This window comes from Tenacibaculum profundi (genome assembly GCF_057162725.1).
In genome coordinates, this window is record NZ_CM169894.1 from 62,860 (window position 1) to 78,318 (window position 15,459).

2 protein-coding genes (1 of these 2 only partly in view) are annotated in these 15,459 nt (G+C 40.7%); both read left to right on the forward strand.

Annotated elements, in window-relative coordinates; translation table 11 throughout:
* Window positions 1-14,199 carry the 3' portion of a Calx-beta domain-containing protein gene (locus tag AC2GW8_RS00185; RefSeq protein WP_440880785.1) on the forward strand. The gene continues 23,565 nt to the left of window position 1, outside the view, so 14,199 of the gene's 37,764 nt are visible here — the last part of the coding sequence; the start codon falls outside the window, past its left edge; the stop codon is at window positions 14,197-14,199.
* Window positions 14,200-14,531: 332 nt separating this feature from the next.
* A complete protein-coding gene (locus AC2GW8_RS00190; RefSeq protein WP_440880725.1) occupies window positions 14,532-15,455 on the forward strand; it encodes a PorP/SprF family type IX secretion system membrane protein in 924 nt (307 codons plus the stop codon).
* Window positions 15,456-15,459 lie beyond the last annotated feature (4 nt).

Sequence of the window (15,459 nt, forward strand, 5' to 3'; positions counted from 1 at the left end):
TATACAGGTACTGTTCCTCTGGAAAACTATAAGATAACCGTAACACGTGGTGGCTTTACTATAGAGAATTACACGGTATCTGGAAGACTAGAAGGATGTTTCGATATTGATAGTGATGGGGATACAATTCCTGATTATTTAGATTTGGATAGTGATAATGATGGGTGTTCTGATGCCAATGAAGCCTATGGAAACCTTGTCGATGGAAGTGATGGAGGGCAGTACGGAACTGGAGATCCTCTTACTGTAGCAGGAGGTCAAGTAAATTCTGACGGGTCTGTTATTGGTGCTTCTTATACGACAGGAGTAGTCATTGCAGTTACGGATGACACAATATCAATTGTTTGCCCAGATGATATCGACAAAGATGGCGTTATTGATGTTATAGATTTAGATAATGATAATGATGGTATTTTAGATGTTGATGAAAAATCATTGACATCTTTTGTTACAGAATCAAGTGGGAATTGGAGTTTGTCAACTGGTTTTTTAACTGGTTTTGGAAATTATAATTGTTGTGGAGTATCAGCTACAGAAGGTACAGATATTTTACATTGGAATAGTAGTAATACAAATTCGGTTGGGACGGCTTTTATTGATTTAGGAAGTTTTAATGTAGCTGGTGAATATAAGGTTTTGGTTGATATTATGAATTTTAATAATCAAGGATATCCTACGAACATCAATTCAGGTCTCACTCAAAATGGATCGTCAGGCGATTCTCCTGGTGATATTATCTTGGATCAAACCTCTAGAACTCCAGTTCCTGTAAGTGGTCAAACACTTACTTGGGAATATACAATAATTTTAAATCCTGGAGATCCTCGCATAGGGACTAATTTAGGATTTTATTTTAATATCGATTTTAACGGACAACCTAATAATTTAGGAATAGATAATTTAAGAGTTTACAGTCCGATAGATACAGATGGAGATGGGATATACGATCACTTAGACACCGATAGTGATAACGATGGTTGTTTTGATGCATTGGAAGGAGCAGGAAGTTATGTATATACACAACTGTCATCAGGAGCATTTACAGGAGGAGTAGATGCTAATGGTGTTCCTTCAGTAACTTCTGGAGGTCAATCTACCGCAGCTCCAGTTACTGATAGTTCTGATAGTATATCATGTTGTGATGTTTCTATTTCTGGTTTTGCAGATAATGATTCAGATGGTGTAGCTGATTCCTGTGATTTGGATAATGATAATGATGGGATATTAGATGCTGTTGAAAATAAAGGATCATGTATTATAACGGATGTAGGTAGTAGTAGTGGAGATACGACAGGTTCTTACTTAAATGATTTTGGCGAAATAGTCAATTATACTGCGACTTCTCCTGGTCCGTATTTGATTGGGAATAGTTGTTTGTCAGGTGCTGGTCGTGATTGTTCAGGAGAAGATTATACCTCCGTTGTTGGTGCTACGAATATTAATATAGGTAGAACTTTTACAGTAACTTTTGATAGGGTTGTAAATGAAGTTACTTTTATTATGGGATGTATGGAGGATACAGAAAGTGGAGATTTCATTACAAATACAACAGGAAGCCAATCTGTAATATCTAATTGTCCTAGCGAGACTACTATCGTTAATAATAGTTCTGTTAATACTTCTGTATCACATAGCTCAATGTCTACGGTAGAATTAACCCTTTCTTCAGTAGTTGGTTTTACAGAAGTTTCTTATACAGTTACATCTACTAATCATGGTACTGTAAACATGAAAATTTGTTCTTCAGTAGATACAGATGGAGATGGAATACAAGACTATCTTGATTTAGATAGTGATAACGATGGCTGTTATGATGTTTTAGAATCAGGAGGAACCGATGGCGATTCTGATGGATACTTAGACGGAACAGGATTTGATGGTAATGGACAAGTTACCGGAGGAACAGGAGGTTATGATGGTTTAACGGGTAACGAAATAGAAGCCAGTAGTTTACAAGTAGATACCCAACCTAGCGATACCACCATCTGTTTAGGTGAGAATGTAACCTTTACGGGAGCAGCTTCCTCTTTAAGTACAACGACATTTACAGGTACAGCACCGGCAACCATACCAGATTATAGCGGAAGTACACCCAATACTGCAGATTTAGTATATCAATGGCAAGAACAATTAAATACTAGTAGCTCATGGACTAATATTCCTAACGGAGGAATTTATAGCAATGCAACAACAGCAAGTTTAACTTTAACGAATCCTTTGGTAGGAGCTTCGAATAATAAATACAGATTGTTAGTAACCAGTACAAAAAACGGATGTGCTAGTGTAACGACTTCGGAAGCTACTTTAATTATAAATGATGTAACAGGTGGAACTGTTGGATCAAATCAAACAATTTGTTTAGGAGATGATCCGGTCGCCTTTACAGAAACAGTAGCTTCCACAGGAAGCGGAACTTTGAGTTATCAATGGGAAAGTAGCACCGACGGATCTATCTTTACACCTATTGGAGGAGCTACTAATGCCACGTATGATGCAGGAGTGCTTACTCAGACCATGTGGTATAGAAGAGAAGTATCTTCTTTACTTAATGGAGTTACTTGTACTGCCTTAAGCAATGTTGTACAAATTACTGTAGATCCAGTTCCGACGATTAGCATTGATGATGTTACGGTTGCTGAAGGAACCATAGCAAATTTTACAGCTACTATAAGCCAAGCGATAGCCTGTGATGTTACTTTTGATGTAACTACGAGTGATGGCACGGCAATGGGAGGAAGTGATTACACATCACAAACGAGTCAAAGTTACACGATTACCGCAGGAAATACTACGGTAACGATTCCAGTAGTAACGACTAATGATAGTACGTATGAACCAACGAATGAAACGTATACAGTAACATTGAGTAATGTTCAGACAGGAACGGGAACTTTAATTACAACAACTGACTTGGTAGGATCCGGAACGATTACCGATTTAGGCGATAGTGCTCCAACGATTAGTATCGATGATATTACAGTTGTCGAAGGAAGTACAGCAAACTTTACGGCTACCTTAAGTCATCCCTCCCAATATGATGTTACTTTTGATGTAAGCACGAGTGATGGCTCGGCCACCGCAGGCGATGATTATACATCACAAAGTAGTCAAAGTTATACGATTCCAGCCGGAAGTACCACAGTAACGATTCCGGTGGTAACGATCAATGACACTACCTACGAGCCAACCAATGAGACCTATACTGTTACGATGAGTAATGTAAGTATTGGTTCAACTCCAGCAGAGGCCATTACAACAACTGACTTGGTAGGATCCGGAACGATTACCGATTTAGGTGATAGTGCTCCAACGATTAGTATCGATGATATTACAGTTGCCGAAGGAAGTACAGCAAACTTTACGGCTACTTTAAGTAATGCTGCTCAGTATGATGTTACTTTTGATGTAAGTACGAGTGATGGCTCGGCCACCGCAGGCGATGATTATTCATCACAAAGTAGTGTACTTTATACGATTTTAGCCGGAAGTACCACAGTAACGATTCCGGTGGTAACGATCAATGATACTACCTACGAGCCAACTAATGAGACCTATACTGTTACGATGAGTAACGTGAGTATTGGTTCAACTCCAGCAGAGGCCATTACAACAACGGACTTGGTAGGATCCGGAACGATTACCGATTTAGGTGATAGTGCTCCAACGATTAGTATCGATGATATTACAGTTGCCGAAGGAAGTACAGCAAACTTTACGGCTACCTTAAGTCATCCTTCCCAATATGATGTTACTTTTGATGTAAGCACGAGTGATGGCTCGGCCACCGCAGTCGATGATTATACATCACAAAGTAGTGTACTTTATACGATTTTAGCCGGAAGTACCACAGTAACGATTCCGGTGGTAACGATCAATGATACTACCTACGAGCCAACTGATGAGACCTATACTGTTACGATGAGTAATGTAAGTATTGGTTCAACTCCAGCAGAGGCCATTACAACAACGGACTTGGTAGGATCCGGAACGATTACCGATTTAGGTGATAGTGCTCCAACGATTAGTATCGATGATATTACAGTTGCCGAAGGAAGTACAGCAAACTTTACGGCTACCTTAAGTCATCCCTCCCAATATGATGTTACTTTTGATGTAAGCACGAGTGATGGCTCGGCCACCGCAGGCGATGATTATACATCACAAAGTAGTGTACGTTATACGATTCCAGTAGGAAGTACTACGGTAATTATTCCAGTAGCAACGACTGATGATAGTACGTATGAGCCAACTAATGAGACCTATACTGTTACGATGAGTAACGTGAGTATTGGTTCAACTCCAGCAGAGGCCATTACAACAACGGACTTGGTAGGATCCGGAACGATTACCGATTTAGGTGATAGTGCTCCAACGATTAGTATCGATGATATTACAGTTGCCGAAGGAAGTACAGCAAACTTTACGGCTACCTTAAGTCATCCCTCCCAATATGATGTTACTTTTGATGTAAGCACGAGTGATGGCTCGGCCACCGCAGGCGATGATTATACAGCCCAAAGTAGTGTACGTTATACGATTCCAGCCGGAAGTACCACAGTAACGATTCCGGTGGTAACGATCAATGACACTACCTACGAGCCAACCAATGAGACCTATACTGTTACGATGAGTAACGTAAGTATTGGTTCAACTCCAGCAGAGGCCATTACCACGACAGATTTGGTAGGATCCGGAACGATTACCGATTTAGGTGATAATGCTCCAACGATTAGTATCGATGATATTACAGTTGCCGAAGGAAGTACAGCAAACTTTACGGCTACCTTAAGTCATCCCTCCCAATATGATGTTACTTTTGATGTAAGCACGAGTGATGGCTCGGCCACCGCAGGCGATGATTATACAGCCCAAAGTAGTGTACGTTATACGATTCCAGCAGGAAGTACTACGGTAATTATTCCAGTAGCAACGACTGATGATAGTACGTATGAGCCAACTAATGAGACCTATACTGTTACGATGAGTAACGTGAGTATTGGTTCAACTCTAGCAGAGGCCATTACAACAACGGACTTGGTAGGATCCGGAACGATTACCGATTTAGGTGATAGTGCTCCAACGATTAGTATCGATGATATTACAGTTGCCGAAGGAAGTACAGCAAACTTTACGGCTACCTTAAGTCATCCCTCCCAATATGATGTTACTTTTGATGTAAGCACGAGTGATGGCTCGGCCACCGCAGGCGATGATTATACAGCCCAAAGTAGTGTACGTTATACGATTCCAGCCGGAAGTACCACAGTAACGATTCCGGTGGTAACGATCAATGACACTACCTACGAGCCAACCAATGAGACCTATACTGTTACAATGAGTAACGTAAGTATTGGTTCAACTCCAGCAGAGGCCATTACAACAACTGACTTGGTAGGATCCGGAACGATTACCGATTTAGGTGATAGTGCTCCAACGATTAGTATCGATGATATTACAGTTGCCGAAGGAAGTACAGCAAACTTTACGGCTACCTTAAGTCATCCCTCCCAATATGATGTTACTTTTGATGTAAGCACGAGTGATGGCTCGGCCACCGCAGGCGATGATTATACGTCACAAACGAGTCAGATATATACAATTACCGCAGGAAGTACCACAGTAACGATTCCGGTGGTAACGATCAATGATACTACGTATGAGCCAACTGATGAGACCTATACTGTTACGATGAGTAATGTAAGTATTGGTTCAACTCCAGCAGAGGCTATTACAACAACTGACTTGGTAGGATCCGGAACGATTACCGATTTAGGTGATAGTGCTCCAACGATTAGTATCGATGATATTACAGTTGCCGAAGGAAGTATAGCAAACTTTACGGCTACCTTAAGTCATCCCTCCCAATATGATGTTACTTTTGATGTAAGCACGAGTGATGGCTCGGCCACCGCAGGCGATGATTATACATCACAAAGTAGTGTACGTTATACGATTCCAGCCGGAAGTACCACAGTAATGATTCCGGTGGTAACGATCAATGACACTACCTACGAGCCAACCAATGAGACCTATACTGTTACGATGAGTAATGTAAGTATTGGTTCAACTCCAGCAGAGGCCATTACAACAACTGACTTGGTAGGATCCGGAACGATTACCGATTTAGGTGATAGTGCTCCAACGATTAGTATCGATGATATTACAGTTGCCGAAGGAAGTACAGCAAACTTTACGGCTACCTTAAGTCATCCCTCCCAATATGATGTTACTTTTGATGTAAGCACGAGTGATGGCTCGGCCACCGCAGGCGATGATTATACAGCTCAAAGTAGTATTCTTTATACGATTCCAGCCGGAAGTACCACAGTAACGATTCCGGTGGTAACGACTGATGATAGTACGTATGAGCCAACCAATGAGACCTATACTGTTACGATGAGTAACGTGAGTATTGGTTCAACTCCAGTAGAGGCCATTACAACAACTGACTTGGTAGGATCCGGAACGATTACCGATTTAGGTGATAGTGCTCCAACGATTAGTATCGATGATATTACAGTTGCCGAAGGAAGTACAGTAAACTTTACGGCTACTTTAAGTCATCCCTCCCAATATGATGTTACTTTTGATGTAAGCACGAGTGATGGCTCGGCCACCGCAGGCGATGATTATACATCACAAAGTAGTCAAAGTTATACGATTTTAGCCGGAAGTACCACAGTAACGATTCCGGTAGTAACGATCAATGATACTACCTACGAGCCAACCAATGAGACCTATACTGTTACGATGAGTAACGTGAGTATTGGTTCAACTCCAGCAGAGGCCATTACCACGACAGATTTGGTAGGATCCGGAACGATTACCGATTTAGGTGATAGTGCTCCAACGATTAGTATCGATGATATTACAGTTGCCGAAGGAAGTACAGCAAACTTTACGGCTACTTTAAGTCATCCCTCCCAATATGATGTTACTTTTGATGTAAGTACGAGTGATGGCTCGGCCACTGCAAGCGATGATTATACGTCACAAACGAGTCAGATATATACAATTACCGCAGGAAGTACCACGGTTACGATTCCAGTTGTAACGATTAATGATACTACCTACGAGCCAACCAATGAGACCTATACTGTTACGATGAGTAACGTGAGTATTGGTTCAACTCCAGCAGAGGCCATTACAACAACTGACTTGGTAGGATCCGGAACGATTACCGATTTAGGCGATAGTGCTCCAACGATTAGTATCGATGATATTACAGTTGCCGAAGGAAGTATAGCAAACTTTACGGCTACCTTAAGTCATCCCTCCCAATATGATGTTATTTTTGATGTAAGCACTAGTGATGGCTCGGCCACCGCAGGCGATGATTATACATCACAAAGTAGTGTACTTTATACGATTTTAGCCGGAAGTACCACAGTAACGATTCCGGTGGTAACGATCAATGACACTACCTACGAGCCAACCAATGAGACCTATACTGTTACGATGAGTAATGTGAGTATTGGTTCAACTCCAGCAGAGGCCATTACAACAACGGACTTGGTAGGATCCGGAACGATTACCGATTTAGGCGATAGTGCTCCAACGATTAGTATCGATGATATTATAGTTGCCGAAGGAAGTACAGCAAACTTTACGGCTACTTTAAGTAATCCTTCACAATATGATGTTACTTTTGATGTAAGCACGAGTGATGGCTCGGCCACCGCAGGCGATGATTATACAGCTCAAAGTAGTATTCTTTATACGATTCCAGCCGGAAGTACCGTAGTAACGATTCCGGTAGTAACGATCAATGACACTACCTACGAGCCAACTAATGAGACCTATACTGTTACGATGAGTAACGTAAGTATTGGTTCAACTCCAGCAGAGGCTATTACAACAACTGACTTGGTAGGATCCGGAACGATTACCGATTTAGGTGATAGTGCTCCAACGATTAGTATCGATGATATTACAGTTGCCGAAGGAAGTACAGCAAACTTTACCGCTATTTTAAGTAATCCTTCACAATATGATGTTACTTTTGATGTAAGTACGAGTGATGGCTCGGCCACCGCAGGCGATGATTATACATCACAAAGTAGTGTACTTTATACGATTTTAGCCGGAAGTACCACAGTAACGATTCCGGTGGTAACGATCAATGACACTACCTATGAGCCAACCAATGAGACCTATACTGTTACGATGAGTAACGTGAGTATTGGTTCAACTCCAGCAGAGGCCATTACCACGACAGATTTGGTAGGATCCGGAACGATTACCGATTTAGGTGATAGTGCTCCAACGATTAGTATCGATGATATTACAGTTGCCGAAGGAAGTACAGCAAACTTTACGGCTACCTTAAGTCATCCTTCACAATATGATGTTACTTTTGATGTAAGCACTAGTGATGGCTCGGCCACCGCAGGCGATGATTATACAGCCCAAAGTAGTGTACTTTATACGATTCCAGCCGGAAGTACCGTAGTAACGATTCCGGTGGTAACGATTAATGATACTACCTATGAGCCAACTAATGAGACCTATACTGTTACGATGAGTAACGTGAGTATTGGTTCAACTCCAGCAGAGGCCATTACAACAACGGACTTGGTAGGATCCGGAACGATTACCGATTTAGGTGATAGTGCTCCAACGATTAGTATCGATGATATTACAGTTGCCGAAGGAAGTACAGCAAACTTTACGGCTACTTTAAGTAATGCTGCTCAGTATGATGTTACTTTTGATGTAAGCACGAGTGATGGCTTTGCCACCGCAGGCGATGATTATACATCACAAAGTAGTGTACGTTATACGATTTTAGCCGGAAGTACCACAGTAACGATTCCGGTGGTAACGATTAATGATACTACCTATGAGCCAACTAATGAGACCTATACTGTTACGATGAGTAACGTGAGTATTGGTTCAACTCCAGCAGAGGCCATTACAACAACGGACTTGGTAGGATCCGGAACGATTACCGATTTAGGTGATAGTGCTCCAACGATTAGTATCGATGATATTACAGTTGCCGAAGGAAGTACAGCAAACTTTACGGCTACTTTAAGTAATGCTGCTCAGTATGATGTTACTTTTGATGTAAGCACGAGTGATGGCTCGGCCACCGCAGGCGATGATTATACATCACAAAGTAGTGTACTTTATACGATTTTAGCCGGAAGTACCACAGTAACGATTCCGGTAGTAACGACTGATGACACTACCTACGAGCCAACCAATGAGACCTATACTGTTACGATGAGTAACGTGAGTATTGGTTCAACTCCAGCAGAGGCTATTACAACAACTGACTTAGTAGGAGCCGGAACGATTACCGATTTAGGTGATAGTGCTCCAACGATTAGTATCGATGATATTACAGTTGCCGAAGGAAGTACAGCAAACTTTACGGCTACCTTAAGCAACCCCTCCCAATATGATGTTACTTTTGATGTAAGCACGAGTGATGGCTCGGCCACCGCAAGCGATGATTATACATCACAAAGTAGTGTACGTTATACGATTCTAGCAGGAAGTACCACTGTAATGATTCCGGTGGTAACGATCAATGATACTACGTATGAGCCAACCAATGAGACCTATACTGTTACGATGAGTAATGTAAGTATTGGTTCAACTCCAGCAGAGGCCATTACAACAACTGACTTGGTAGGATCCGGAACGATTACCGATTTAGGTGATAATGCTCCAACGATTAGTATCGATGATATTACAGTTGCCGAAGGAAGTATAGCAAACTTTACGGCTACTTTAAGTAATGCATCGCAGTACGATGTAACGTTTGATGTTTCAACCAATGATTTAACTGCTACATTTGGAACCGATTATTTACAACAAATCAATGTAAGTTATACAATACCTGAAGGAAGTACAACAGTTATTATTCCAATAACAACTATTGACAATAATGTTTATGAGACAACAGAAACTTATGAAGTCTTATTGAGTAATGTTTTTATAGGTTCCCCAAGTCCCGAGGCGATAACTATGACAGATTTAGTTGGTGGAGGAACAATTACAGATAATGATGTAAACAATCCATGTTTACCAGATTCAACAGATACTGATGGCGATGGTTATTGTGATGCTATAGATCCAGGTCCCAATGATCCTTGTATTCCCGATAATACCGATGCTGATAATGATGGCGTTTGTGATACGGTTGATCCAGATCCAAGTGATCCATGTATTCCTGACAATACCGATGCTGACAATGACGGTGTATGTGATACAGTAGATCCGAATCCAAGCGATCCCTGTATACCAGATGCTACCGATGCCGATGGTGACGGTTATTGTGATACAGTAGATCCGAATCCGAGTGATCCTTGTATACCAGATAGTACGGATGCTGATAATGATGGCGTTTGTGATACGATAGATCCAAATCCTACAGATCCTTGCGTTCCTGATAATACCGATGCTGATAATGATGGCGTTTGTGACACGGTAGATCCAAACCCGAGTGATTCTTGTGTTCCCAAAAGTACTGACACAGATGGTGATGGTTATTGTGATATTGTTGATCCAGGTCCCAATGATCCGTGTATACCAGATGCGACTGATAGTGATGGCGATGGTTATTGTGATACTGTTGATCCAGGTCCCAATGATCCGTGTATTCCAGACGCTATAGATGCCGATGGCGATGGCGTTTGTGATACTGTAGATCCAGAAGTTGTAACACCTTGTAGCTCTCTTGATTTAGATAGCGATGGCGACGGGATATGCGATAGTGTTGATCCTAACCCAACAAATCCATGCGTTCCCAATGGAGCAGATAGTGATGGCGATGGCGTTTGTGATATTATAGATCCAAATCCAAGTGATCCATGTGATCCCAATTCATTAGATGAAGATGGCGATGGTTATTGTGACACGGTAGATCCAAATCCCACAGATCCATGTATACCAGATGCGACAGATGCTGATGGTGATGGCGTTTGTGATACGATAGACCCAAATCCCAATGATCCATGTAATCCAAATTCTATGGATGAAGATGGTGATGGTTATTGTGATACTATAGACCCGAATCCCACTGATCCCTGTATACCAGATGCTACAGATGCTGATGGTGATGGCGTTTGTGATACCATAGATCCGAATCCGAATGATCCATGTGATTCAGATAGTGCAGATAGTGATGGTGATGGTTATTGTGATACTGTAGATCCCAATCCCACAGATCCCTGTATTCCAGATGCCAGGGATGCAGATGGCGATGGAATCTGTGATACGATAGACCCAAATCCAAATGAGTCATGTGATCCGAATTCAGTTGATGCTGATAATGATGGCGTTTGTGATACGGTTGATCCAGATCCAAGTGATCCCTGTATACCGAATGCTACAGATGCCGATGGTGACGGCGTTTGTGATACGGTTGATCCAAATCCAAATGATCCCTGCATTCCTACTGGAAGTGATATAGATGGTGATGGCATTTGTGATGTTGTTGATCCGATAGTCACTGACCCCTGTCCTGTAGGAGCTCCAGATAGCGATGGTGATGGTGTTTGTGATACGGTTGATCCAGATCCAAGCGATCCCTGTATACCAGATGCTACCGATGCCGATGGTGATGGCGTTTGTGATACGGTTGATCCAGATCCAAATGATCCCTGTATACCCGATAATACAGATGCCGATGCAGATGGTGTTTGTGATACGGTTGATCCAGATCCAGGTAATCCATGTATCCCAAATAGTCATGATGAAGATATGGATGGTGTTTGCGATACTATAGATCCCGATATAACAGAACCTTGTGTGCCTGATAGCGCCGATAGTGATGGTGATGGTATTTGTGATGTCATAGACCCAAATCCGAGTGATCCTTGTATTCCAAATAGTAACGATGAAGATATGGATGGCGTTTGTGATACAGTTGATCCAGATCCCACAGATCCATGTGTTCCAAATAATACAGATGCTGATAATGATGGGGTCTGTGATGTAATAGATCCAGATCCAGGTAATCCATGTATTCCCAATAGTCATGATGAAGATATGGATGGTGTTTGCGATACAGTAGATCCCGATATAACAGACCCATGTATTCCAGATAACACAGATGCAGATGGTGATGGGGTCTGTGATGTAATAGATCCAGATCCAAGTAATCCATGTATTCCAGACAATACAGACAGTGATGGTGATGGTACTTGTGATATTTTGGATGTTGTGCCTAATGATTCTTGTATGCCAGATCTATTTGCTATAGGAACAGCAGACTGTGATGGTGATGGTATTAGTAATGCTGATGAATACGATTCGAATGGTGACGGCAGTGGTCCTGATGATCAGGATGGTGATGGAATATTAGATGTATTAGATATCGATGATGATGGTGATGGTATTTTAACTAGCGTAGAAGTAGGAGATGATAGAACGAATCCTGACGATACTGATGGTGATGGAGTTCCTGATTACCAAGATTTGGATAGTGATAATGATGGTATTTCTGATTTAGTAGAAGGAGGAGGAGATTCTAATTTGGATGCTAATAATGATGGTGTTATTGATGATCAAACAGATAGTGATAATGATGGCTTACCCGATTTGGTTGATTCAGATAATGGAGGCACAGTTTCCAATACTCCTGATACTGATGGCGATGGTGTTCCAGATTATCAAGATTTAGATAGTGATGGTGACGGAATTAATGATGTTATTGAAGCAGGCGGAGCTGATACTAACAATGACGGTCAAATAGATACCGGTAATTTGATTGATGGTAATACCTTACCAGATGAAGATGGCGATGGAACTCCAGATGTAGAGGAACCGAATAATCCAGACCTACAAGGAAGTTTAGATACAGATGGGGATGGCGTTATCGATGACCAAACCGATAGTGATGGGGATGGTATTTCAGATTCGGTTGATGGTTTAGGTGGCTTTGGTGATGCCTTGACAACGGATACAGATGGCGATGGTGTAGAAGATTTATATGATCTGGATGATGATAATGATGGTATTTTGGATGTTGTAGAACAGTTAGGTGACGAAAATAGAGATACTGATAATGACGGTGTTCCAGATCATTTAGATTTAGATAGTGATGGTGATGGAATTTTAGATTTAGTAGAAAGTGGGCAGAATGCGATTATACTTGATGCCAATAGTGATGGTGTTTTAGATAGTACAACAGATGCCGATAACGATGGTATTATTGATACAGCAGACAATGATGACTTAGATGTATCTGCAGGAGGAATTACTGTCCCCACTGATACAGATGGTGATGGCATATCAGATTTCCAAGATTTAGATAGTGATAATGATGGTATTTCAGATTTAGTAGAAAGTGGTACAGATATATCATTAGATATTGATGGAGATGGCGTTATCGATGATCAAAGTGATACTGATGGCGATGGTTTAGCTGACGTTGTAGATCCAAATCGAGGAGGAACAAGCCCTGGTATTCCAGATACAGATACTGATGGTATTCCAGATTATCAGGATATAGATAGTGATGATGATGGCGTTACGGATTTACAAGAAGGAGGCAGTGATCCATTATTGGATCTTGATGGTGATGGTATACTAGATACTTTCCTTGACAGTGATGGCGATGGTATGTTAGACTCAGTAGATCCTGATACTAATGGAGATGTGCCAGATACTCCAGATTTTGATGGTGATGGTTTACCAGATTACCAAGATATCGATGATGATGATGATGGTATTTTAACGATTTTAGAAGATGTTGATGGCGATGGTAATTTAAGTAACGACGATAGTGATGGCGATGGACTTCCCGACTATTTAGATATCGACGATGATGGTGATGGTATAGCCACGATTGATGAGTCAGCAGATCAAAATGGCGATGGAGGTCCAGAGGATGCATTGGATACAGATGAAGATGGAACTCCAGATTATTTAGACCCAGATACACTACCATGTTTGACGGTTTATAATGAGTTTACTCCCAATGGTGATGGTGCTAATGATACCTTCGTAATTTCTTGTATAGGGGAGGAACGTTATAAGCACAATCGATTAGAGATTTATAATCGTTGGGGGGTATTGGTTTATAGCAAGAATCGATATGATAATAGTTGGTCGGGAGAATCTACAGGTCGATTTAGCATCCAAGTAAAAAAGCAATTACCATCAGGTACTTATTATTATGTATTGGATTTAGGGACTGGAGCTAGTCCAAGGATTGGTTGGCTATATATCAATAGGGAATAAATTATAAAAGTGTTTTTCTTTAGTTATTATAACTAAAAGCATATGTAATTATATTAAGTGCATTTAGCATATCATTTGTTTAAATGCACTTAATTTTATTTAAATCTCCTATACTACATGCTAGATGAATTGGTCATTATTAACGATATTCTGTTTAACATCTTAAAAAGAAGTTTAGTCTAAAGGTATAGTTATCATGCCGTCATAACTTATAATTATATTGGTTAAAGAATTACCTTAGTTTACATACGGGTAGGGGTATTTTAAACAAACATATAATAAATAATAATCGAGACGTGTAGTATAATTATAAACCCCTAAAGTATACGAAGATGAATAAGATAGTACAGAACCTTATAATGCTAGGCCTTTTATTTACAGGCGCTACCCTTTATAGTCAACAAGATCCACATTATACACAGTACATGTTTAATACGATGAGTGTTAATCCTGCTTATGTAGGCTCTAAGGGACATGGAGTTATCAATTTATTAGGCCGAGTCCAATGGGTTGGTATTGAAGGCGCTCCTCAGACGTTTAATTTAAGTTATGATACTCCATTAGGCTATAGTGGAGTTGGTTTAGGTATCAATTTGGTAAATGATGTTATAGGTCCTTCACGTGAAACTTATATAGATGCGAATGTATCTTATACAGTGCGGACTTCTAAGGAAGGTAATTTATCTTTTGGCTTGAAACTAGGTGGAAGGTTATTCAATATAGATTGGACTAAGGGGATTTACAGAGATAAGGGCGATGAACAATTATCAGTTCCTATTAATAGATTTTTACCAACGATAGGAGCAGGTGTTTATTATTATACGAATAAATGGTATTTAGGTTTGGCTGTTCCTAATATTTTACGGACAGAACATTATGATGACACTTTAGCTGGAGGTAGTGTTGCCGTTGAGCGTATGCATTACTTTTTTATAGCGGGTTATGTTTTCGCTTTAAGTAAAAGTGTCAAGTTTAAACCAGCTTTACTAACTAAGGTTGTTAGTGGGGCACCATTGTCATTAGATGTTTCAGCTAACTTTTTATTCAATGAGAAGTTTCGCGCAGGTATTGCATGGCGTTGGGATGATTCGATTAGTGCTTTGTTAGGTTTTCAAGTAAGCAGATCATTATCTTTAGGTTATGCTTATGATTTAACAACATCGAATTATAGTAATTATAATTCGGGTACCCATGAATTCTTATTGCGTTATGAGTTATTTAGACCTCAAACGGTGAAATCACCCAGATTTTTTTAACATA